The 22728-nt window shown below is 55.5% G+C and carries 18 protein-coding genes and 3 pseudogenes; 14 read left to right on the top strand and 7 right to left on the bottom strand.

Annotation, left to right across the window (positions count from 1 at the left end; all coding sequences use genetic code 11):
- Positions 1-441 precede the first annotated feature (441 nt).
- Together HDF16_RS30280 and HDF16_RS19985 are read right to left on the bottom strand one after the other, a co-directional pair.
- Positions 442-1362, bottom strand: a pseudogene (locus HDF16_RS30280) (aldo/keto reductase).
- Positions 1363-1490: 128 nt separating this feature from the next.
- Positions 1491-2249: an SDR family NAD(P)-dependent oxidoreductase gene (locus HDF16_RS19985; RefSeq protein ID WP_281383521.1), complete on the bottom strand. Its 759-nt coding sequence runs from the start codon at positions 2247-2249 to the stop codon at positions 1491-1493.
- An 84-nt stretch (positions 2250-2333) separates the two neighbouring features.
- Between HDF16_RS19985 and HDF16_RS19980 the strand changes: the two genes are divergently transcribed.
- The gene (locus tag HDF16_RS19980; protein ID WP_184220720.1) at positions 2334-3248 is read left to right on the top strand and encodes a LysR family transcriptional regulator; all 915 of its coding nucleotides are present in this window, start codon (positions 2334-2336) and stop codon (positions 3246-3248) included.
- A gap of 254 nt (positions 3249-3502) precedes the next feature.
- On the opposite strand, the gene HDF16_RS19975 is transcribed toward HDF16_RS19980, so the two are convergent.
- Positions 3503-4120: an FMN-dependent NADH-azoreductase gene (locus tag HDF16_RS19975; protein ID WP_184220717.1), complete on the bottom strand. Its 618-nt coding sequence runs from the start codon at positions 4118-4120 to the stop codon at positions 3503-3505.
- A 61-nt stretch (positions 4121-4181) separates the two neighbouring features.
- Positions 4182-4658, bottom strand: a complete 477-nt coding sequence (locus tag HDF16_RS19970; RefSeq protein ID WP_184220714.1) for a DoxX family protein — start codon at positions 4656-4658, stop codon at positions 4182-4184.
- Between the two features lie 109 nt (positions 4659-4767).
- Between HDF16_RS19970 and HDF16_RS19965 the strand changes: the two genes are divergently transcribed.
- The 12 genes and pseudogenes from HDF16_RS19965 to HDF16_RS31930 all read left to right on the top strand — a co-directional run.
- Positions 4768-5232, top strand: a complete 465-nt coding sequence (locus tag HDF16_RS19965) for a winged helix-turn-helix transcriptional regulator (protein WP_221312928.1) — start codon at positions 4768-4770, stop codon at positions 5230-5232.
- A gap of 162 nt (positions 5233-5394) precedes the next feature.
- Complete coding sequence (locus tag HDF16_RS19960; RefSeq protein ID WP_184220708.1) at positions 5395-6633, top strand: carboxypeptidase-like regulatory domain-containing protein; 1239 nt, start codon at positions 5395-5397, stop codon at positions 6631-6633.
- Between the two features lie 21 nt (positions 6634-6654).
- Positions 6655-7302, top strand: a complete 648-nt coding sequence (locus HDF16_RS19955) for an RNA polymerase sigma factor (protein WP_221312926.1) — start codon at positions 6655-6657, stop codon at positions 7300-7302.
- 85 nt (positions 7303-7387) lie between these two features.
- Positions 7388-7957, top strand: a complete 570-nt coding sequence (locus tag HDF16_RS19950) for a hypothetical protein (protein WP_184220702.1) — start codon at positions 7388-7390, stop codon at positions 7955-7957.
- A 3-nt stretch (positions 7958-7960) separates the two neighbouring features.
- Positions 7961-8593 carry a sterol desaturase family protein gene (locus tag HDF16_RS31935; RefSeq protein ID WP_221312924.1) on the top strand — a complete coding sequence of 211 codons (633 nt, stop codon included), beginning with the start codon at positions 7961-7963 and terminating at the stop codon, positions 8591-8593.
- Positions 8594-8849: 256 nt separating this feature from the next.
- Entirely contained in the window at positions 8850-10151 is a 1302-nt protein-coding gene (locus tag HDF16_RS19940; protein WP_184220696.1) for an ATP-binding protein, read from the top strand.
- 49 nt (positions 10152-10200) lie between these two features.
- Positions 10201-11264, top strand: a pseudogene (locus HDF16_RS19935) (IS5 family transposase).
- Between the two features lie 367 nt (positions 11265-11631).
- Positions 11632-12726, top strand: coding sequence for a YncE family protein (locus HDF16_RS19930; protein ID WP_221312923.1), 1095 nt, complete (start codon positions 11632-11634; stop codon positions 12724-12726).
- Positions 12727-12798: 72 nt separating this feature from the next.
- Positions 12799-13518: a response regulator transcription factor gene (locus HDF16_RS19925; RefSeq protein WP_184220896.1), complete on the top strand. Its 720-nt coding sequence runs from the start codon at positions 12799-12801 to the stop codon at positions 13516-13518.
- A gap of 94 nt (positions 13519-13612) precedes the next feature.
- Entirely contained in the window at positions 13613-14026 is a 414-nt protein-coding gene (locus HDF16_RS19920; RefSeq protein WP_184220690.1) for a c-type cytochrome domain-containing protein, read from the top strand.
- 223 nt (positions 14027-14249) lie between these two features.
- On the top strand, positions 14250-14861 hold the full coding sequence (locus HDF16_RS19915) for a nitroreductase family protein (RefSeq protein ID WP_184220687.1): 612 nt from the start codon (positions 14250-14252) through the stop codon (positions 14859-14861).
- 513 nt (positions 14862-15374) lie between these two features.
- Positions 15375-15539: pseudogene (locus HDF16_RS31930) on the top strand (hypothetical protein); the annotation flags it as partial.
- 873 nt (positions 15540-16412) lie between these two features.
- On the opposite strand, the gene HDF16_RS30795 reads toward HDF16_RS31930, so the two are convergent.
- Entirely contained in the window at positions 16413-16559 is a 147-nt protein-coding gene (locus HDF16_RS30795) for a hypothetical protein (RefSeq protein WP_246409330.1), read from the bottom strand.
- A gap of 12 nt (positions 16560-16571) precedes the next feature.
- Here HDF16_RS30795 and HDF16_RS30790 point away from each other — a divergent pair, with 12 nt between their 5' ends.
- The gene (locus HDF16_RS30790; RefSeq protein WP_246409328.1) at positions 16572-18278 is read left to right on the top strand and encodes a ligand-binding sensor domain-containing diguanylate cyclase; all 1707 of its coding nucleotides are present in this window, start codon (positions 16572-16574) and stop codon (positions 18276-18278) included.
- A gap of 211 nt (positions 18279-18489) precedes the next feature.
- Here the strand turns inward: HDF16_RS30790 and HDF16_RS19905 are convergent, their stop codons facing one another.
- Together HDF16_RS19905 and pulA are read right to left on the bottom strand one after the other, a co-directional pair.
- Positions 18490-18843: a hypothetical protein gene (locus HDF16_RS19905; RefSeq protein ID WP_184220681.1), complete on the bottom strand. Its 354-nt coding sequence runs from the start codon at positions 18841-18843 to the stop codon at positions 18490-18492.
- A gap of 415 nt (positions 18844-19258) precedes the next feature.
- On the bottom strand, positions 19259-22624 hold the full coding sequence (gene pulA, locus HDF16_RS19900; RefSeq protein ID WP_184220678.1) for a pullulanase-type alpha-1,6-glucosidase: 3366 nt from the start codon (positions 22622-22624) through the stop codon (positions 19259-19261).
- Between the last annotated feature and the right edge of the window lie 104 nt (positions 22625-22728).

Here is a 22728-nt window from a genome sequence, read left to right as displayed (position 1 = left end):
GACGTAGCAGGTTGAGATGAAATCCACCCTACCCCCTACCGCGAAAGTTGCGAGCCCATGACCCACGGCTTCGTGGCTCATGTCCGCCACCATGAAAGCCAATACTCCAAGAGCCAGGAGTGTGAGTCGGTCATCGGTATCGACTGGTAGCATGAGTGAATCATAACGAGTCCTAGCGTGAAGAGACCGGCCGTATCCCTCGGAATCTGAGACACCGCAATGCATTACCCGAACAGACTGAGTTGGCTCTCGATCTCGTCGGCTTTCTGGGAAACGATAGGGCGCTCACGTGGTGACTTCAGGCCAGTGCACTCGTTCATACCTTCGGGGTCGATAAGTGCGTCGGCGATTTTGCGTAAATCGAGGAACTCCTGAATCGCTAGTTCCAGTGCTTCGGCTAAACTGCAACCCGATCTGGACGACGCCGCAAGCTTGCCTGAATCACCGCGGGCGGAGTGTAGAGTGCGCCATCGGTCCCGCATCGGTCCCCGGCGCAACGACCTTATCGATCAGGTCCAGGATTTCGTCGGTAAGCGCGACCTCGGCGCCGGCGAGCAAATCGTCTAGCTGTTGCATCGTGCGTGGACCGAGAATCGCCGAGGTCACGCCAGGGTGAGCCATCACAAACCCCATCGCCATATGCGTTAGCGAAATCCCGGCTCCCTCGGCGATTGGAATGAGGCGTTCGACGGCCTCGAGATTGCGCCCGTCGGACATTTGCTTCGCGAACACCTTGACGCGGAGGCTCTCCGGCAAGGAGTGGCCCTTGCGGTAACGCCCGGTCAGCATACCCTTAGCCAGCGGACTCCAGACCAGCACGCCCATTCCGTACTTTTGGCAGACGGGCAGCACCTCTTGTTCGATAGTGCGGTTGAGAATCGAATAAGGCGGCTGCTCGGTGCGGAAGCTGGCCAGGCCCCGCCGCTCCGCCACCCACTGCGCCTCCACGATCTCGGAAGCGGGGAAGGTGGATGACCCGATGGCGCGCACCTTGCCCGCGCGCATCAGGTCGGTCAGCACCGAGAGCGTCTCCTCGATATCGGTGTCGGGCGAAGGCCGGTGGATCTGATAAAGGTCGATGTGATCGGTCTGCAGACGGCGAAGCGATGCCTCGACTCCCTACGTGATCCAGCGCCGCGAATTGCCTTGCTGGTTTGGGTCTTCCCCCATTGCGCCGTTCACCTTGGTGGCCAGCACTACGTTTTGACGACGCCCCTTGAGCGCCTTGCCGACGATCTCCTCGGACTCGCCGTTGCTGTACCTATCGGCGGTGTCAACAAAATTGATGCCGAAATCCAACGCTTTGTGGATGATACGAATACATTCGTCGTGATCGGAGTTGGCGATGCCACCGAACATCATCGCTCCTAAACAATATGGACTGACCTTGATGCCGGTGCGGCCGAGGGTGCGGTAATTCATGGCTGTGTCCTTTCGTCTGTCGATGTGAGGCCAAAGCGGCCAGTTAGATTGACTATGTAGTCTCTCGATTACCAGGGGATAGTTTCGCCTTCCCAGCGCGTGAAAGTGCCTGTCGGACCGTCCGGTCCCAGCAGGGCGAGTCGCACCGGTTCAAGCGCACCTTCTTCGACAGTTCCCGTGCCCTCGTAAGCGTTCAGGTTGGTCTTTATGAAGCCGGGGGAACAGGCATTAACCATGAAATTGGTCGACTCTAGCTCGATCGCCATAGCCAACGTCATAGCGTTCATGGCCGTCTTGGACGCGGAGTAGCCAGGGCCAAAGATATGACGAAGCGGGAAGGCCGGGTCCGCCACCCTGGCCAGCGAGCCAGCACCACTCGAGACGTTGACGATTCGGGCTGCCGATGCCTCTCGTAGCAATGGCAGCATCGCCTGGTAGACAGCAAGGGCGCCGAAGACATTCGTCTCCCAAATCCTGTGCACCTCATCCAGCGATACGGTGCTCGCGCGGTTCAGTCTGGAGTAGTCCTCGACAGACTGTCCAGGCAGCTTACTCGTATTCGAGATCGCAGCATTGTTCACGAGCACATCGAGCCGTCCAAACTCCTTGCGGATGCGCTCAGCCGCGGCGGCGATCGAAACCTGATCCGTCACGTCGAGTTGAAGGGCGTGGGCGTCTGACCCAACCTCCTTGGCCGCCGCCTCGCCGCGCTCGAACTTGCGCGATCCAACCAGCACCGTGAGACCGTGCGCTACGAGATCCTTTGCGATTTGGAGACCAAGTCCTTGGTTCGCACCGGTGACCAGAGCTACAGGTTTGTTTTGCATGGGCATTTCTCCCTTTCCCATTGGAGTATTCTGGGAATGTAGTCGCACCATGCATTGTTGGAATGGAAGGTATGCGCCAGTAGCATGAGCAAAGTCCAATTCCGGAACATCGACCTGAACCTATTAATCCCTCTCAAGGCGTTGCTCCATGAGCGCAATGTGACTCGGGCAGCGGAGCGCATCCATCTCAGCCAATCCGCTATGAGCCGGGCGCTGGACCGCCTGCGTGCGGAGCTCGGAGACGAACTGCTGGTCCGAGTGGGACGGAACTATGAGCTGACACCACGTGGCAGCGAACTGCTCGATGAACTGGCGCAAGTCATGCCTCGACTGGCTCGACTATGGGCCGGAGAGACCTTCTCTCCGGCGCAAAGCGAAGGAAACATTCGCTTGGCGATGAACGACTATGCAAGCAGCGTCGTGTTGGCGCCCCTTGCTGAGGCCTGTGGACGGCTTGCGCCTGGGATTACCTTGGAGGCGGTTCCGTGGCACGAACGGTTTCATGAAGAGAGCGGACTCGTGACAACGCACCTGATTCTGAGTCCACTCTCCGTGCCCTCGACGTTTCGCACGGAGCCTCTGTTTGAGGACGTCTTCCTCTGCGTTCTTGGCCGCAAGTTAAAACATCGGAAACCCTCTCTCACGATGAAGGATTATCTGAGCTTTCGGCATATCTCTGTAGAAACTCAGCCCAGCCTTCAGAGCCTTATCGACCGACCCCTCGGAGAAGCTGGTTTCCAGCGTCGTCTGGCCGTTAACCTTCCCTACCTGCACGCAGCAATTCGCATGTTGGGAACAACGGACCTAGCTTTAACGATGCCTGCTCGCATCGCAGGGCCTGTGGCAGAGCTTCATGATCTTGTCAGTCTGAAAACGCCAAGAGAGATACCGCCGATACGGTACTCCATGATTTGGCATCCGCGCTTCGAAAGCGATCCGCTGCACAAGTGGCTCAGAGAGACGGTGCGTCAGATCTTTTATCCCGCTCCTTCTTGCTAGCAGGTGGGTGCTCATATATTGCCTTCCGTGTAAGAATGCGGCTAGGGGTAAAGCTTCGAGTTAGGACCTGCAAGCCGATGATGCCTGCGTAGAACTTTAGCGAGCGCTAAAGGTTGGACTCGATCAGTCCAACCTTCCCGAGCTTCGTTACTGTCGATATGAAAGGTAGTGCAGCCGCTGCAGGCTGCGAGCTTCGATCCTCTAGGGTACTGCTCATAAAGCATTCCTTTCAAACGTACGACGGAAAAAAGGAATTACATCTGCGCAGCAGAGATAACGGTTGGCTCAAACGCCTGTAGGAATTCAGCTCGCGACTTTTCTCCTAAATCGACAACCTTGCTTCCACCCGCTGCAACGACTGTCACATCTTCGATTCCGATAACCTTGAGAATCAGACGTAGGTACATCGTCGCAATGTCGCGGTCGCGGATCGGCGAACCCTCGGTGTAGACGCCGCCCGATGCCATGAGGACAGTGCACTTTTTATCATGTAGCAGGCCCTCGCCCTTCACGCCCAGCGTCAAACCCTTGCGTACGATGTGGTCCACGTACGACTTCAGGTTTGCAGGGATGTTGTAGTTGTAAACCGGAGTGCTGATCGCAATGTGATCCGTCGCGAGGAGTTCGGCCACAAGCTCGTTTGAGAGCTGAAGGACTTCCTTCATCTCGGGATTATGCTGTTCTATAGGGGTCAAGCTCGCGCCCAACCAAGGCAGGTTGACGTAAGGCAGATCCATCTTCGTGAGATCGCGTTCCACAACCTCACCTCCCGAATGCGCGGTCTTCCATTGCTCCACAAACTTGGTCGTCAGATTGCGGGAGATAGAATACTCTCCGCGTGGGCTTGCCTCAACAACTAGAAGCTTTGGCATTTCGTTTGTCCTTTCGTTAGTTGGCGGTCACTCAGTGATGCGATCCTTGTTAGGCGCGAGATTAGGTGCGAGCTTCCCCGTCACCAAATGGCAGCGGCGTTGCAGCGGTTCTAGACCACAAGGTGTACGACACCAAGAGAACCAGAAAGAAGACGAATGGGAAGAGCGCATACGTCACGTCTCCCGTAATGAGGTGCGATGCCGTTGCACCGAGGAAGTCGAAGGAGAGACCCGCATAGGCCCATTCCTTCAGCCTCGGTAGCTTGCCGGTGAGGATAGCGATGCCACCGAAGATCTTCGCTACCCCCAAGATCTTCATCAGGTATAGCGGATATCCGAGTGCAAGCATGATCTTCACAATGCTTGCAGGTCCATGTCTGAATGCTTCGACGAATGCTCCCGCAGTCGCAGGCAGGAACATGACGAGGGTTAGTGTCCAGTAGATGATCTTGTTCCGCCGCTGTGACTTCACGACAGGGTTCTGGACCTGAGGTTGTATTGCAACGTCTGCGGAGGGGCTTGCGAATGTCTGCATCATGATGTCCTTTCGTTCGCTCGGACTGGAGAATATGTGGGTGCGAACACGAACAATCTGTTCGTAGGGCTATTATGGGATGTACGCGGGAGCCGCACAAGGAGGCACTATTTTGAGCGAAACGAACATTTCTGTTCCTGAAAACTCCTTGTCACCCACCGATTGCAAGGGTCTCGCCGACGTGCTTTCCAGCGTCGGAGACAAATGGACCATCATGGTCGTGGGAGCACTGTCCAAAGGCTCGCTGCGCTACAACGAGATTCAGCGGCGTGTCAGCGGAATCTCGCAGAGAATGCTCACGATGACTCTGAAGCGACTAGAGGTGGACGGCATCGTCACACGCACGCTGTTTCCCTCCGTGCCCCCTCGCGTCGACTACGAGCTGACTGAACTTGGCCAGACCCTGCGCGGGGCGCTCGTGCCGCTCCATGTGTGGGCCGCTAAGAACAAGCAGACCATCGCTCTCAACCGCCTCGATGCGGTCGGCACGCGAAAGAACGATAGCAGCCCGCAGACCTTCGGTCAGATAGCTGCTACAAGTCATTCGGATACTAGCCGATCCACGCGTCTTCCATAGGTAGGCCGAGCGCGAACGGGAGTAAGCGCGTCAGCGTTAGGAATTGGGTCGTAACGGAGAGCAAGGAGCTTTGACGGCGCTCCGCCTCACCCGCCTACACTTGCTTACAGGAAGACACGAATCCTGACCGCATGTCATTCATATGACGACTACCGTCGTCATATGAAGACTCTGCACGAAGATGAGAAATCGAAGTTCACGCTTCCAAAGATTGACATCAAGGCACGGAGCGAGGCTTGCGTCGTAGTGAAGATCCCTCTACTCGCAAACGCGAGACGTCGGTTCGCTACCTTCCTGTGCACCCCTCTTTTGATCGTTGCTGCGTCTTTCGTTCCTGCGAATGCTCAGCAGCTGGCCGCTACAAAGACTGTGACAAGTATGGATCTGCCGGACGCTCCGGAATCTCAGTCAGGTGCTCAGACTGTTCCAACCGGTCAAACACAAGAGCAAGGAACCATTTCGGGTATAGTGCTTGATCCGAGTGGAGCGAGCGTAGTTGGTGCCCGGGTAACGCTAAATAGCGTTAATGGAACCCAGGTTCGCGCGATCAAGTCGAAGCCGGACGGTGCGTTTGTCTTCTTTGCGGTCCCACCTGGCTCGTATACGGTAGGGATCAATGCTGACGGACTCGAGCCGTTTATCTCTGATCCTTTCGTCCTGACGACTGGGCAAGCCTATGACGTTCCGAGAACACTGCTGTCCATTGCCTCAACGAGCACATCGATAGAGGTCCGTCCGACGGATGTGATTGCTGCCGAACAGATAAAGCAAGAAGAGAAACAACGGATTCTCGGTTTCGCGCCAGCCTTTTACGTTAGCTATGTTCCTGATGCAGCTCCGATGACCACAAAGCAGAAGTATTCCCTTGCCGCGCATGACACTCTAGATTGGTCTACCTATATCGGGGTCAGTATAGGTGCGGGCATCCAACAAGCCAACAATAGCTTCCGTGGATATGGACAAGGCGCAGCTGGCTACGGCAAGCGTTGGGCGGCGCTTTTCGGAGATGGACGCTCCAGTGACTTTCTAAGCCACGCGGTGTTCGCTTCCATGCTTCATCAAGATCCGCGCTACTTCTACCAGGGAACTGGTACGACGAAATCACGCTTGTATCACGCTTTGAGCAGTGCCTTTGTTGCACGTAGCGATAGCGGGAAGACGATGCCGAACTATTCGTATCTTCTTGGAACGATGACATCCGGCGCCCTCTCGAATGCCTACTATCCTCACGCAGATCGGGGGGTGGGCCTTGTCTTTACCAATGCCGCTATTGGGATCGGTGGACGTGCCGCTCAAGCGGTGCTCGAGGAATTTGTAAGCAAAAGAATAACGAAAAACGCACCCAAGTCGAGCCCAACTCCCAAAGGAACATCTGGTTCATCCGGTAGCCCACTCCTGTGACCGATTCGCTTCTTGAGGGTCTTGGAACTCGTAAGTGCCGACATGAGTGACGGCTTGACTGGAGATGAATTGATGAACTCGCAAACATTACTCGATGTTGAATCGACGATCGTTGATTCCCTCGTCCGAGACTTCACTGGCAAGATGCAAACCCTTACCGATGATGAATTAGTGAAAGCCGCTCGAAATGGCGGATCAGCTGCAGCCGACGAATTGTTGTCACGCCACCAGACCCTTTTGTACAAGAGTGTCCTGCGCTTAGCCGCAAGCACAGAAGAGGCTGAAGACGCTGTGCAAGATGCCCTCTTCCGTGCTTACATGAACATCGGTAAATTTCGCGGAGACTGCAAATTCTCATCGTGGTTGATTGCAATCGGCATTAACTCTGTTCGATCAGCCAGGAGAAAGTCTCGTCGGGCAATGTGGGTCTCCCTAGATGACGCAGAAAAGCAGTTTTCCAGCAAAACAGGGACTTCTTTGCAAGACCATCAACCGTCACCAGAACTGCAATGTTCGCACAGGGAACGGTTTGATGCGGTCAAACGCGCAATGCAGCGTCTTCCACGAAAGCATCGAATCGTCTCCCTGCACAAAGTCACGATGGAGGGTCAATTGCGCGCAGTGCGAGCGGGATGGGGCTTAGCGCGGGGGCGTTCAAGAGCAGGCTGAGAAGGGGAAGATCGATGCTCATGCAAAACCTTGCAAAAGCGGCAATTGGGGGTTCCCCAAAAATGGAGAGCGAAAGAAGGCTGGCATGATTCTCACGATGCTGCTCTTTGGTTGCTTACCTGAAACTCCAGCCATTTGGACGAATGGCTTTGCCGGCTCGAGAGCCGTGTGTAGCTTTATCGGCCGGCAGGCTTTGGAATCGTCCCATTTCCGCTTCTTGAGATCCACCGCTATTCTTGGTCTGGCTCGTTGGCTCTATCCAATCGATCTGTCGCAACTCGTGAACAGTGCCATCATGATGTGGACGTATCTGATTAGGGTGACATCTGTTGTGGAATACCCCGCGAAATGGACAAACTGCCTTAGCCCAAGAAAGGCAATCGAGTTGAGTGTGTTCGCCAGTCTTGCGCGATTGACAAAGTGGATGGTCCATTTGTGGACCGCACGATCCTACATAGGCTTGCAGACCCCGCACGCTGGTCCGAATTTGGGCCTTCTCTTCATCGGCATTGCGGCTGTCATCAGCGTCCGGTCTGGAAGCGCCATGAATCGTTTTTCTCAAATTGAGAATCAACTCCGCTCGGACCCCCGGGCTGTCCCTGCCTGCCACAACGAAGTGCGGATCTACGGCCCCAGTAAGTTTTTCGAGGAATGAAGGATGATCAAAGTTGTCGCGACGGTAAGGCTACTTGAAAGATTCAGAAAGCTCAGTCGAGTGATAGGCCCTATCGCGCAGGACGTGTCGGAGAGCCATCTCAACTATTGGGCCTCCTACGCGACTGACTTCACGTGTCCTCTTCTGTTCGCGTATCTCGGATATAGACAACACTGGAACTGGCCCTCTGCCATCTTCAGCTTCTTCTCTGGCTTGACCGTATTCAGTCTGATCGAATATTCAGTTCACCGGTGGCTTCTTCATGGTTCGGGGGGGCTGCTCTTTCGCCTTCATGAAAGTCACCATAAAGCCCCTGAAGAGCGTTCTGCCTTCTTCTTTCCTACTAGCATCGTCACACTGACACTGGTCTGGCTGCTCCTGGATCGTGCCCTCCATCTTCAATACGCTTCCTTCTTCACCTGCGGTGTCGCAAGTGGTTACTGCTATTTTGGGATTCTTCATCACGTTGAACACACGACCCGCATCAACCAGATACCCTTTCGATGGTTACAGAAGAGATGGGCGGCTCATAGCGTTCATCACCGTCTCGACCATTGCAACTTCGGAGTAGTAACGTCGTTTTGGGACGTTGTATTCGGCTCACATCAGAGCAGTAAGAAGCGGAATCGGTCGTAACTTCCTTGACACGCGGTGGCACTACCGATGCTTAGAAGTACGGAAACGTCCTCAAGTTTACGTCGACGAGAATTAAGTAAACTTGGAGACGTTAGTAGCCAACCTTGGATCTACCTGTCGCGCGAGAATTGTCAGAGGAGGCGATATGTTCGAAAGCCTCACCAATCGAACTGCAGCGGTTCTACAACACGTTCCAAGATCACGCCTTTTCTTAAAGATCTTCGGCTGGTTTTGGCTCACTACGATATCCATCCATGTGGCCTTCTCTGTCGGCAGTGCGCTTACCGGTGTTCATGTTGTTCCCCAAGGCAATATGTATGCAACCGTCGCGCCGCTGCTGGCCGCCGAAGCTGTCGATACCTTTGAGACCGGGGGAGCGCCTGCGTTCACTCAATTCTCTGAACACAATTTCAGCCAGAATCAGGGAACGCTTTTCCTCCTTGATGGGTTCTACGCAGATGTCCTGTCAAGGTCCCTCCCTCCCAATGGAGTCCGCGCCGCGAAAGAAGCTCGACTGGGGCAGTTGACCGTCTTCGGCCCGCACCTTGCTGCTTACAGATATCTCAGCCGCTCAGGGCGCCCCTATACCCTTCTGCTTGAAATGCGAGACGGCCCTGGTCAGTTTCGCGAGATCTGGGGTCTTTCGGCGTTTTGGGCTGTGGCTGCAATCGGAGCCGTGGTCACGATCCTTTGTTGGTGGTTGACCTACCACATCGTTTCTCCGGTACACCACATTCAGGCCGCAGCGCGTGAGGTGGCGCTTGGGAACCTCAGTGCCCGGGTCGCGCCGGAAGTACATCTGCGAGGAGACGAGCTTGCTGCTTTGGCTAGGGACTTCGACGGGATGGTCTCCCGGCTCGAATCTCTCATACGATCGCAGAAGTCTCTGCTCAACTCCGTCTCCCATGAGGTGCGGTCTCCTCTAGCTAGAATCACACTTGCCGTCGAGGTTCTCCGTGACGGCCGGGTCTCAGAAGCGGAGAACGCTTTAGCTCACCTCGACCGTGATGTAAGCCGGTTGGATATCCTGATGGGGCAGCTGCTCACGTTATCCCGTCTCGATACCGGTCTGGGCTACCAGGAACGACAGAGCCTGGATCTGGTCCAGCTCGTGGAAGAAGTTTGCACGGACGGAGACTTTGAGGCGCGGGCGAATGGGAAGCGTGTTCTGTTCCGCTCCGCCTTGGCACGGCTGGACTTGCCTGCAGATGCAACGGCGCTGAGAAGTGCTGTTGAGAATATCGTTCGCAACGGAATCCGGTTTTCGGAGACGGGCGCTCAAGTGTTGGTGGATCTTCAAGTCACAGATCAATCAATAGGCACGTCCGTTCAGGTGCGCATCCGTGATCATGGGCCCGGCGTGCCGGAAGATTATCTTTCTGCGATCTTTCAACCATTTTTCCAGGTAAAAGGTGGTTCTGTCTCACAGGTTGGCAATGGCCTTGGGTTGGCCATTGCTCTTGAAGCAGTTCGGATGCACCGAGGGTCAATTCTTGCGAAGAACCTGTCTCCGTCGGGCTTGGAGATTCTTATCGAGATTCCTCTAGGAGCTTGTTGAAATAGGTTCCACTCTTCGTCCGATATTTGTTTGCGCTCGTCTATGGAGTATGCGTGGAGACGAGCGGTTGCAGGGTGGGATGTTCAGCTATGTGACGTTGGAGCAGCGTGTGCCTCAGGATCATCCGCTGCGTGAGATACGTAGGCTGACGGATGTGGTTCTGGCCTCTCTGAGCGGGGCGTTCGACGAGATGTACTCGGCCTCTGGCCGTCCCTCGATCGCGCCCGAGTATGTACTTCGGGCGCTTTTGCTGCAGGCGTTTTACTCGGTCCGATCGGAGCGGCAACTGGTGGAACAACTGGACTACAACCTGCTGTTCCGCTGGTTCGTCGGCCTCGGCATGGATGATGCGGTGTGGAACCACGCCGTGTTCTCGAAGAACCGGGACCGCCTGCTCACCAGCGAAGTGGCGCAGCAGTTCTTTGCCGAGGTCAACAAGCAGGCCAAGCGCTTCATGAGCGACGAGCACTTCACCGTCGACGGGACGCTGATCCAGGCCTGGGCATCTCAGAAGAGCTTCCGCAAGAAGGACGGCTCCGATGGCGACGGCACGAACTTCCACGGCCGGCAGCGCACCAACGAGACGCATGAATCGACGACCGATCCGGATGCCAGGCTCTACAAGAAGAGCTATGGCAAGGAATCGCACCTGGCCTATCTCGGCCACGCGCTGGTGGAGAACCGCAACGGCCTGATCGCCGCCGCGATGGCCACTCAGGCCGATGGCTATGCCGAGCGCGAAGCCGCGCTGCTGCTGCTTGACGCGAAGCAAAAGGGCAGCTCACGGCGGATCACCGTCGGTGCCGACAAGGCTACGACACCAAGGACTTCGTCACCGCCACCCGGGCGCTGAACGTGACCGCGCATGTGACGAAGAACGAGAAGGGACGCCGCTCGAATATGGATCGCAGAACCACCCGGCATCCCGGATATGCGATCAGCCTGAGCCGGCGATGGCTGGTCGAGAAGAGCTTCGGATGGCTGAAGCAGACCGGCCCTGTTCGGCAAGTCAAGCTGCGCGGTCTGCATAAGGTGGACTGGATCTTCGTCTTCAGCTGCGCCGCCCACAACCTCCTGCGCCTGCCAAGGCTCATCGCCCAGCAAGCGGCGTAAGGCCTTCAGCAGCAGTGCGCCTGAAAACGCCCGTTGACTGTTCAACAAGGCACTCAGCCAGGACGGATGAGAAGAAGACACAACCAAGCAACCTTGATGACCTGAAACCACCCTCCAGTCAGCGACAACGATCCCTATTTCAACAAGCTCCTAGATCATGCCGCTGCCCCGGCGCATACCCTCACAGGGAAGTCTTCGACGCTCAGCTAGAACTACCAAAAACGTACAAATCATGACGAATCTGATCACATCCTGACGGCACTGCCGGGTGTTTCGGTTGATGCTAGTGATCATTGGCTCGCGCCTGCCTTTCTTACTCACTCACGCCAGAAGGCGTAAGGAGAGGACCACAAACTACGGAGACACGATGCAGAACGAAGTTCAGACATACCATTCGACTCGCGATCAGAAATCTATACGTCTGTTCAAAGCGGTGTTGAGGTGGGGAGGGCGCATCGTGATTATGGGTTTGGCGGTTCTGGTTGTTGCAATTGCTTACCTCAGCCACGTCGGGGAGCCAAGCTCTGCCTCCTCCATGAAATTTGAAGGATTCATCGAGCTGCCGAAAGATCGCATACTCAACATCTTCGACTACATGGCTCTGTCCAACCACACGATCTTCGTCGGTAATATGCTCTCAGGCAGTGTCGTCAAAGTGCAGTTGACCAACGATCATGGTGGGTCGGGCGCATCTGTTTCAGAGCAGCGAGGGGCAGGTAATGCTCATGGCATCGCGATGATTCCGGGCGAAGACAAAGCATTTGTCACGCGCAGCGCTGAGAACGTTGTCGACGTGTTTCAACCCAGCTCTCTTACCTTGTTGGGACGAATTCCGATCGCCGACGACGCGGACGCAATCATTTATGATCCTGCGAGCCGCATGATCTATGTCGCAAACGGAACGCCTAAGCTGGCAACGATCATCGACCCGGTAAAGCTGCAAACTGTAGCGACAATTCCGCTAGGAGGCGTGCCCGAATATCCTGCCGCCGACGCGCAGCACGGCGTCATTTATCAAAACCTGCATGACACGAACGAGATTGCAGCGGTGGATCTGAAGACTGGTTCTGTCGTCGGTCGATGGCAACTGGCACCATGCGTCGGTCCATCCGGGCTCGCGCTTGACCCCGTCCAAAGTCGCCTCTACGCGGTCTGTATGGGAAGTTCGCAACTTGTGGTCTTCTCACTCGAACAACACAAAGTGATCGCCTTCCTGCCGGTGGGTGGCAAGCCGGATTCAGTCGCCCTGGATCTTGAGAGTCATCGCATCTACACCGCTGGCATCCAGGGTGTGATGACGGTGATCGAGCAGGAGGGGGAAGATTATCGCATCCTCGACAATATCCATACCCACCCGTTTGCCCACACCCTGATTGTCGATCCCCAGACGCATCGCGTGTACCTAACCTACGCGGCACTGCTGAGCGCACCTCGGATCGCGGTGTTTTCCCCTAAGCCTTAAAGAACAGGCATAGAGGACAATGGTTCTATGACGCGCATCCCATTCGTGGCCCCAAACTCCGGAAGTGTCTCAATGCAGCCACCTGCCGGCATCGAAAGACCGAAGATCCTTTTGATCGATGACGATCAAGACCTGTGTGAGCTTCTGAGAACACGCTTCGCCTCGGAGGGCCTCGACCTGCAAACAGTTTTTCTAGGCAAGGAAGGGCTGCGATGCGCCTTAGAAAGCTCATTCGCACTCATCGTGCTCGACGTGATGTTACCCGATACACGGGGATTCGATGTGCTCAGGGAGCTTAGAAAGCAGACGCTTACGCCGGTCATCATGCTTACTGCCCAAGGCGATGAAGTAGATCGCATCCTTGGGCTCGAATTAGGTGCGGATGACTACCTGCCAAAACCATTTAGCACGCGTGAATTACTGGCTCGAATGACGGCTATCTTGCGACGCTCGGCCTGGAAAGGACCTTCCAGTGCTGGAAGACCACCCAAGATCTATTCCGGAGATCTTGAAATTGATCTCGCGTTGCGTATGGTTCTTCGAAAAGGGGAACAGATCAAGTTGACCTCAACGGAATTCGATCTCACGCGCAGCTTCTGCGAAGCGCCAGGAGAGGTCCTGACGAGGGAGTGGCTGGTGGCAAACATACTTGAGCGCGCCTTTGTGCCGTTCGACCGAAGTATCGACCTCCATATCAGCAATCTGAGGCGAAAGCTTGGTCCTCGTCCCGATGGTTGCGACCGTATACAGAGTGTCCGTGGGGTCGGTTATCTGTACGTTTGGCCGGCATAATGGAACGCCGTTCGTTCGCGCGAAGACTACAAATCCAGACAACTTCACACCGTTTTAAACAGCAGAGCCAATCACCAGCCATCAAGATAGATGAATGAAGATCTTGTCGATGGTTGTGGCCATGGCTGCACTTATGAGCGTAGTCGATAGTCAGGCGACACAGGCTCAAAGTGACGCAAGCAAACCAGAGTTTTATACCCAACAGGTACAGCCAATCTTCGCTGCTCACTGCGTTCGCTGCCACGGGGATTCAAACCACCGCGGAGGATTGAGTCTAGGCTCGCGTCAAGACATGCTCTTGGATCGACGGAACAAGCCAGTCGTAGTCCCGGGAGATGCGGCGAACTCGCTTCTGATTCGCCTCATTCGGCACGAGGGACCGTCGAACGATCCAATGCCAATGCCCAGTAAACGGGAGCGTTTGTCGGACGGTGACATCGCGATCGTTGAGCGATGGGTGCTAGCCGGAGCGATTGTGCCTGTCACTCTGACGGGGGGCAAACGATGAAAGAACAAGTCAGAGCCACGGTGAGCAAAGTGCCCGAGATCACTCTCGCGTTCTGGGTGCCACGTTTTGTTTTTCTAGGAGTTTTGGTTGCTAACACGTAACTGCGTCTTTCGATGAGACTTCGGCGCACCGGCTCAAGTATGTGCGTTAGGAAGAATCTGGGCAGTTCGGCTCGCACCTTAAGCACCACAACCTCGTACTTGCCGCCAAGGAGAAATGCATAATGCCTAACAACAGTAATTTGGATCAGGTCAAGCAAGGGGTTGCCACGGTGCCGGTTGAGCCATTGCTACTGCAGCGTTGGAGCCCACGTGCGTTCGCCGAAACGCCGGTCTCGATCGCAGACCTTAAGACTATTTTTACCGCGGCCGCATGGGCAGCGTCTTCCCACAATGAACAGCCTTGGCGGTTCGTAGTGGGCCGTAAAGGCGATGCTACGTGGCAGGCGATCTTCGACGCCTTGATGCCCCTAAACCAGCTGTGGGCGAAGGCTGCACCGGTCCTGTTTGCAGCTTGCGCAAAGAAGACATTCTCCCATAATGGCGCGCCAAATGGCATGGCCGAGCATGATGTTGGCGCAGCTTCTGCCAACATTGCATTACAGGCGACGGCCCTCGGCATGCATACGCACGGGATGGCCGGGTTCAACCGGGACGTTCTGCGGGAGAAGCTCACGATACCAGAAGAGTTTACCGCTGTTGCCTGTTGGGCGCTTGGTTATCGTGGCGATCCGAATTCCCTGCAAGATAATCTCAGGCAAATGGAGTCGGCTGCACGTGAAAGGAAATTGCTAGAAGCATTTGTGTTCAACACCTGGGATGCAACTGCACTTTGAGTTTCTTTCCACCTCGGGTCGTCTGGACATGAACGGACCGTTTCTTTCATCAGAAGTCTTGCTCGTATAGGGAGACGGAGCGCAAAAGAGTGATTTCAAAGATATCTTCCGCTCTGAAACGCACTCGCCCATAAGTTGTACATGCTTCAGTCATTCTGAGGACAGACCAACTCATGTGAAGGGGCTACCTTTACAGTACGGTCCTGAATACTTGTCAGGATCCAAGGTGCCTGTGATCCGTAGCCACCCGATAAACAGAGACGCTTATGTAAGTTTCTCCTCTGCGAGGAGGACACGCATCGTGCTTTGAAGTGAGTTCACTTTGTCTCATGGCCTTGGATTACGTTGCGCTCCTTCCTAAGTGCAGGCGTCGAGTTGCTCCGCTCCCGGTGTTATTTCACAGTCTTTGAGACCGGCAACTACGAGTATTCAGTTTCAGTCGCGCGGTTTGCGCTCACGAAAGCTACTCACAGTACAGCTCTCCAAAACCTAAAAGCCGATAGTGATTTCACAATGAATTTTCTGCGAAACGCGATTGTCCTGGCACTGCTCCTATTTGCAACCGGAATGGTGCAGGCTCAGGAATACAGCTTTCGATATCTCGGAGACAGCGAAGGTCTTACTAACCTTACGATCAGAGAAATCTATCAAGACCGCGCTGGTTTCATATGGGTCAGTACAGAAAACGGGATATTTCGTTACGACGGAGAGCGGTTTGAGGAGTTCGGACCAGATCAGGGCATCCCATCCTCCTCAGCCGCCGGATTGGGCGAGGCTCCTGACGGCACCTTGCTCGTTGGCGGCAACTTTGGGCTCTACAATCTACACGGCAATCACTTCGAAAAGCTTAACGTCGCCTTCAAGTCCGTGAGTTGGGCGCAAGGTATCCAAGCGGATGGTAAAGGCCACACTTATATCGGAACGGACTCTGGTCTTGTCGTGCTCTCGATCGCCGTCCACAATGATGGATTTGAGGCCAGAGTGATCCCTCAGCCAGCCCAGGTTAGAGGGACCGGCGCTTTTGGAGTACTGGTGGATGGTGACACAGTCTGGTACGGCTGCGGACTGGAGCTCTGTCGCATGGATTCCAAGAGTACAGCGATCTTTGGGAAAGACTCTGGACTTCCGGAACGCTCTACTCTCACGATTCGAAAAGATCACGGCGGAAATGTATGGGTGAGAGAAGGGAAGCTTGGAGCCTTTGAGTTGCCAGTAGGGAAGGCCAAGTTTCGCAGGCCGGATCTGCCTATTCCTGTGGATGCCCTCGGTGGTATCGCCGGTACCGACGACGAAGGGCGAATCCTACTTCCTTCCGCAGAAGGACTTCTGCTCCGAGATAAAGACGGCTGGCAGAAGATCGATCGCTCCACTGGCCTTCGAGGAACCGTTTATTCGACCCTCGAGGACCGTCAGCACTCCCTCTGGATTGGTCTGGCGGGTCGCGGGCTAGCACAGTGGCGCGGATACGAGGATTGGACGTCATATACCACCGCCAGCGGATTGGGTAGCGATCTAGTCTACGAGATGCTGCCGCGCGCCGACGGATCGCTTTTAGTCGGCACGGAAGCCGGGATGTTTCGCGGTCGACGGCGAGGTTTTGCTATGGCGTGGACAAAAGTCGAGAGTCTCGGGAGTTCCGCCGTCCATAGCGTTCAGGCGGCACCGGATGGCGATGTTTGGGTTGGTACGGAGGCCCATGGCGCGGCTCGTATGCGCCCTGTAGACGGCAGCGTGACCTGGTTCGGCGAGAAGCAAGGATTGAGCGCCAAAGACGCTTACACCTTGCGCTTTGACCGGCTGCATCGGCTCTGGGTTGCCACAGAAGCTGGGCTATTTGTGTCAACGGCTCCCTATGAACGGTTTTCGCGCATCACTGAACTGCCCGCGAACCGTTTCTGGGCAGTTGCCGAGGCAAGCGACGGTACCATCTGGGCCGGCGGGGACGGCGGGCTGTTTGATTGCGTGAACGGCGTTTGGAAGAACCTCCCCGCCGATGGAATGAGCAACAAAGAAGTGTCGGCACTCGGAGCCGGCGCGGACGGGATCATGTGGGTAGGGTATCGCCTCGGTGGCGGCATTGACCGTCTGCAACCCTCCGCTGGTGGCATGAAGATCGATAAGGGTATACAAAGACCCGGTACGACCGGTCTTATCTATTTTCTCGATTTTGACGCACAGGGGCGGCTGTGGGCCGGAACGGAGCGGGGAGTAGATACCTGGGACGGAAGCCGCTGGGACCACTATGACATTCGTGATGGGCTAAGCTGGGACGACTGCGATCTGCACGGATTTGCCGCAGAAGCCAACGGTACTGTCTGGATCGGGACCTCTGGAGGACTCTCCAGCTTCAAGTCGCATCCACGCAATTCCCTTGAGATGTCGCCTGAAGTCGTTTTTACCCATCTCATCATGGGGAGGACGGATGTCTCTGGTCTGAGCAACCCACATTTTGGCGCTTCGTCCAACTCATTGACTGCCAAATATGCAACACCAGGCGCTCAAAAACAGACGGCAGTTCTCTTCCGCTACAGACTTAATGGCGCTGAGGCGTGGACGGAGACGACCGAAAGAAAGCTGCAGTTCGCCCAATTGGCCCCCGGCGCGTACCGGCTGCAAGTGGAAGCCAAGGACGGCGATCGCGATTGGAAGAAAAATCGAGCCGAGTTCCCGTTTGTCATTCTCCCTCCGTGGTACTTGTCATGGTGGTTCCTTTGTATTTGCGCACTCATGCTCTGCTCCGTGGTAGCGACAATGATCCGCTGGCGCATGGCGCACGCGAAGAACAGAGAGCGTGAACTAGTAAGAATAGTCGACGAAAAGACGCAGGAATTACTTAAGGCAAATCAGGAATTGCAGCGGCTTTCCTTCACCGATACGCTCACCGGGTTGGCCAACCGGCGCGTGTTCAATCTCAAGCTGGAGGAGGAATGCGCGCGGATGACAAGAACTACTGCCCCCGTGAGTCTCTTGATGCTGGATGTAGATCACTTCAAAGCACTCAACGATTCGCAGGGACACCAGCAAGGCGATAAATATCTGGCACTTGTTGCGCTGGAACTCAAACGCCTCGCCAAGCGGCAAACGGACTTGGCCGCGCGTTACGGTGGTGAGGAGTTTGCCGTCATCCTCGCGGATACCTCCGCCGAAAGTGCCGAGCAGCTTGCCGAGTGCGCACGACTAGCCGTTGAAACGCTTCAATTGCCACATCACGCCTCTTCAGTCGCCCCTTTTCTAACCGTCAGCATCGGCATCGCAACGGCCTCAATAGGTGGATGGATGACTCCCGACGCACTGGTGGCCGCGGCGGACAAAGCTTTATATGCGGCAAAACGAAACGGAAGGAATCGCGTAGTCGTAGCTACGGGCGAAGCAATATTGGCAGATGAGATAAATCTTATACAAACTTCATTTCCCTAAAGTCAGAGCGGTCTCGACGGGTCGAGGCCACATCATCTGATGTAGAGGTGAGGTTTATCGGAACAGGAAGACGGTACGATCTTTCGCGCAGCAGAAGGTTGACACCTGGATCCGTTGAAAGGCTGGAGTGTCGTTGCATGAGGGTGCCGTGCTTTTTGGTAAAAACCTAATTCTTTCGATCACCGCGACGACAATGAAGCCGCCTGACATCTCAAAGTGACTTTATTGGACGGCAAGCTCTTCCTAAACTAATATCCGCAGCAATCCAGCCCTTCTTCCAATATTCGGTGAGTCCCTCCTCAAACACGATACCGTTTATTCGGGCATTGTTGCCAGCCTCAAACAGAAGATCCCACGTCTCAATATTGGCGTATCCGCCATCTTCCATCTGGGAGCGCATGTGACGAGCGGACTCAAGGGCTTCGACGTTCGCATCATTCCAGCCGCACTGCCAACTGTGGCTAGCCGATATGGTGGTAGGTAGTGCATAAAGTCGCGCATGATACCCCGCGACGTACTCCGCAGGAGTCCACTTCATCGCGTTCTGTATATCCAGATTGATCATGACTTCCCCAATCTGCTTTTTGATCTGGCGACACGACTATTGGCGGTCATAGGATCTCTTCGGAATCCGGATGCTTCGTTCCATCCGCGAGAGCAATTATGTTAACTTTTCTGCAGGAAGGCTCTTTTACGTGCTAGACGCCCGATCACTATCTATGGGCTCGATATCTTCGACAGCGCTCTCAGAATAATTCACGTCGAACTGAACAAAAGCAGTCATGAGGCCGTAGAAGATGTGCACAACCCTAAAGTCATACCCAACATTTGATGTGGCTCCTGCAACCCAAGAATGGCAAGAGAGCGCCTAACTTTCGTCCATCTTTTGCTACGGTCTCACAGCTGTCGTTTGCTTCAACACTGGGAGACCGTTGCCGGTTTTCCTACATACTATGAGGACACATGCCTCGAGCAATCATCTACTCATTATCACTAACAAACACCACAGTAGTTAGGCCCGGGATCGTTGCTGTTCCTTCCTTGGCTGTGAAGGCGGCCTGCTTCAATATTGGATCCGAAGAGCGCTGCTGAAATGGATGGAGATGCAGCGCCATTCCCGCCAGTGCGGCATCTGTAAAAGTGACAGGGGCATTACTCGCGTTGAAGAAGACGACGATGTGATGCGCTCCGCCATAGTTGTGGCCGTGGTCATCCAGCTTCATGACGATCAGACCGGGAATCTGGTTCGCCCCTGTATTCAGGAAGCTGAGGTTTGTCTGAACCTCCTCCGCGGAGGTCATGCGAAAGAGGCCAGTGCTGTAGCGGATCTGAAGAAACTCTTGGAAGGCATCCGTTGTCGTAGCGATGTTCTGCGGGGTTGGCTTTAATTCCGTATTTGCAAGCAGGGGCCGGTAGATAGGCCATGAGGCCTGATTCACGTTGGCGATCGGAAGCCCGATGCCCCAGTTGTCTCCTTGTCCGCTCCAGTCGATTTTGTTGAACCAATCGCCAGAGTTGTAGCTGCCGTCATCCATGTCCTTGGAGCGAAGCAGATCATCCGCGGCGTAGTAGAAAGGAATACCCTGTGCCAGCGTGATCAAGCTCATCGCAACGGCTTGACGACGCGCACGCATGGCAATCGTATCCGCGGCGGACGACTTGATCTGGATCGCGTCAAAGAGCGACTGATCGTCATGCACCGAGCAGTAGTTCACATTCTCGAGCGGCGTTGCGGCATATCCCGCCGGTTGCCCATCGAAGGTCAACTGCGCGCCCGTAACGGGCTGTCCCTGCGCATCGATAAAGCTGTAGTTTTGAAGCGCACCCGCAAGGCTAAGCCGGATGAGATCAGCCTGTCCGAGCAAGGTCGCAAGCTGACTCGATGTAGCCGCGTTCTGGCTCGTGTAGGCACTCGGATCAGTGAACAAGCCAGTGGCAAAGCCCTGGTCCTGGAAGTCAGTCCCGAAGGCGTACCCCCCGCGAACCGAATCGCGCATGCGGTCGTTGAAGCTGCCGATGCCCGTGCCATACAGATTCGTCTGGCTGGCGTTCGGGCCGATCGCATTGTTTGCCGCCTCCGCGATCTGGAAGCCTTCGCCGTAGATGTAAATCTTCCTTCCGTCAACACCGTCCTTCTCCATCGTGAGCGCATTCAAGGCGTTGCGAATGTCGACCATGTTGTAGACAAAATGCAGTCCCATGGCGTCAAAGCGGAAGCCATCGATCTTGTACCCTCTCGCGTTTAGGACAACAGTATCGATCATCAGTTTTTCCATCATCTGGTGTTCGCTTGCTGTGTCGGGGCAGCAGGAGCCGTTCTCCAACGCGCCATTGGCATCGAGCCGGTGATAGTAGTTCGGCACCAGTTCATCGAAGTTCGCGCTTGGGGTCTCTCCTGCGGTGTAGGTGTGATTGAAGACTACGTCCTGGATGACACGCAGGCCTGAGGCATGAAGGCCCTCCACCATGGTGCGGTACTCGCGAACGCGTTCCGTGGGATTGATGGCATACTGGCCGGCTGGAGCCATGTAATGGACCGGATCGTAGCCCCAGTTATAAGCGTCAAGATTTTGCACGTTCTCGATGGCTTGTTGCTGCTGTTGGCCATCTGGAGGATTTGGCGACAGAGCTCCCGGCGATGCCCAGGTGGATTTATCCTCATTGACACTTCCAAAGTGAAAGCTGGGCAGTATGTGGACCGCTTTCAACCCGGATCGAGCTAATGTGCGGAGGTGGCGCATGCCATTGGTCTCCGGGTCGGCAAAGGCCTCATAGGTTCCCTGCAGAGCAGCGGGCACAGTCGAGTCGCCGACGCTGAAGTCGCGAATATGCAACTCATAGATACTCGTGTCCGCAAGGCTTGCGATGGGCGGAGACTGTAGGAAATCCCATGCTGGAGGCTTGGTGTCTTCCGCTTGCAGATCCGTAATGCGACTCATCAAGCCGTTGAGCGAGAGGTCTATCGAGTAAGGATCGGTTGTTATATTGGTATCGATCGCCTGGTCCGCGGAGACATAGACGCTTACCTGCAACTGGTAGTATTTGCCCTTCCAGCCATCGTCCCCCCCGGCCACCCACACCCCTCCGTGCTCGTGCATTGCGACCGTCTTTGATGGAGCCGTGTCGGTCGGATTGTCGAACAACAAGAGAGATAGAGTCTTCGCGGTCGGCGCCCAAACCTTGATCTTCACCGGAAAGCAGTCATCATCTTCCCAGTCGAACCAGAAGCGATCGCTGGGATGGTGGAAGACCACCCCGAGCTTACCCGTGTAGGCAAACAGAGCATCCAGAGCGCCGAAGGTCTGCACGCCCGTGCTGTACTTCAGGGTGCCGTCAGAAGCCGCAGAGGTCACCTGTAACTGGCTCTTGAGCGCCGCCGTCAACACGGCCGGCTTGATAGTCTCCGGAAGCTTGAAGAGGGCATAACCTGCAAGCTGCGGAAAGCGGGTCAGTTCCTCCGCGGTCAAGGTTCCAGAGAACGGCGTGAGCGGAATAGAGGTGCCACCCGTGAGACCGGTCGTCGTGATCTGAAGTCCCGCAGAAAGACTTGCGACCAGGGAGTAGGTATAACCCGTCTGGAAATACTCAGGCTGAATTGCGACTGTAGACGCGTCGATCCAGTAAGCCTGAAGCTGATTGAAGGGACCCTGTAGCAGCTGGGCGGCGGTGGGTAGTTGTAAGAAAACGGTGGGATTGCCGGAGACAACCCAGGCTTCCAGTTGCTGTGGAATTTGGAGAGACTGATCGGGGCCGGGATCCTTCGTCCCGGTAGTGCAATTATGGATGATGAAGCCGAGGTGTCCTGAAGTGACGGCAACATCGAAATATGGGCCATAACTGTCATACCCGGCGAACTCGTCGTTCGTACCGCAGAAGTCGCTGTCTGGATCCGTGGTCGCGCCATAGACGTACAAGACCCAGTTGTCGTAGTTTCCATCTGGACGATAGTAGTGGATGCGGGCATGGTTGGCGGGGATCGGGGGATCTTGTCCGATCGAGGGCCTGGTGGTGCTCAAAGCGTCGCTGCCGGCGAGTTGCCAGTATTCGTTGCCCTGGGTTGCGGGGTCAACGAACTCGGTACCGCCAGGGTCCTTCGTGGCACCGTTATGAAGGATGAGCCCGACACTCTGGGCGGTAGCCGTCACGCCGACGTCGAAGTACACTCCAAAGGAATTTGAGCCGGTGATGGCAACCGGTCCATCCGGGAAGTCGTTAGGCTCTGTGGTGTCTCCATAGGCATACACCGTCCAGCCCGTGTACTTGCCGTCGGGGCGGAAATAGTGGACGCGGATGTCTCCGCTTGGAATTCGCGGATCCGTCTGAGCGAAAGCCGATGCCGTGGTCATCAAACATGCGAGCATTAGTAGAAGGGGGACGATACGAAACCTAACGCAAGATACTTTGAGACGGGTACCCATGGAACTTCTCCTGCTTTGCTGGGGGGGCGGGC

This window comes from Granulicella aggregans (assembly GCF_014203275.1).
Taxonomy (GTDB): Bacteria; Acidobacteriota; Terriglobia; order Terriglobales; family Acidobacteriaceae; genus Edaphobacter.
The sequence above is the reverse complement of the archived record's forward strand: the minus strand, read 5'-3'. Positions and strand labels throughout refer to the sequence as shown.

Coding starts and splice junctions, on each gene's coding strand:
- HDF16_RS19985 (WP_281383521.1), bottom strand. CDS start 2,249: ATGCAAAACAAACCTGTAGCTCTGGTCACCGGTGCGAACCAAGGACTT.
- HDF16_RS19980 (WP_184220720.1), top strand. CDS start 2,334: ATGAGCAAAGTCCAATTCCGGAACATCGACCTGAACCTATTAATCCCT.
- HDF16_RS19975 (WP_184220717.1), bottom strand. CDS start 4,120: ATGCCAAAGCTTCTAGTTGTTGAGGCAAGCCCACGCGGAGAGTATTCT.
- HDF16_RS19970 (WP_184220714.1), bottom strand. CDS start 4,658: ATGATGCAGACATTCGCAAGCCCCTCCGCAGACGTTGCAATACAACCT.
- HDF16_RS19960 (WP_184220708.1), top strand. CDS start 5,395: ATGAAGACTCTGCACGAAGATGAGAAATCGAAGTTCACGCTTCCAAAG.
- HDF16_RS19950 (WP_184220702.1), top strand. CDS start 7,388: ATGATTCTCACGATGCTGCTCTTTGGTTGCTTACCTGAAACTCCAGCC.
- HDF16_RS31935 (WP_221312924.1), top strand. CDS start 7,961: ATGATCAAAGTTGTCGCGACGGTAAGGCTACTTGAAAGATTCAGAAAG.
- HDF16_RS19930 (WP_221312923.1), top strand. CDS start 11,632: ATGCAGAACGAAGTTCAGACATACCATTCGACTCGCGATCAGAAATCT.
- HDF16_RS19925 (WP_184220896.1), top strand. CDS start 12,799: ATGCAGCCACCTGCCGGCATCGAAAGACCGAAGATCCTTTTGATCGAT.
- HDF16_RS19920 (WP_184220690.1), top strand. CDS start 13,613: ATGAAGATCTTGTCGATGGTTGTGGCCATGGCTGCACTTATGAGCGTA.
- HDF16_RS19915 (WP_184220687.1), top strand. CDS start 14,250: ATGCCTAACAACAGTAATTTGGATCAGGTCAAGCAAGGGGTTGCCACG.
- HDF16_RS30795 (WP_246409330.1), bottom strand. CDS start 16,559: ATGGGCCTCCGTACCAACCCAAACATCGCCATCCGGTGCCGCCTGAAC.
- HDF16_RS30790 (WP_246409328.1), top strand. CDS start 16,572: ATGCGCCCTGTAGACGGCAGCGTGACCTGGTTCGGCGAGAAGCAAGGA.
- HDF16_RS19905 (WP_184220681.1), bottom strand. CDS start 18,843: ATGATCAATCTGGATATACAGAACGCGATGAAGTGGACTCCTGCGGAG.
- pulA (WP_184220678.1), bottom strand. CDS start 22,624: ATGACCACGGCATCGGCTTTCGCTCAGACGGATCCGCGAATTCCAAGC.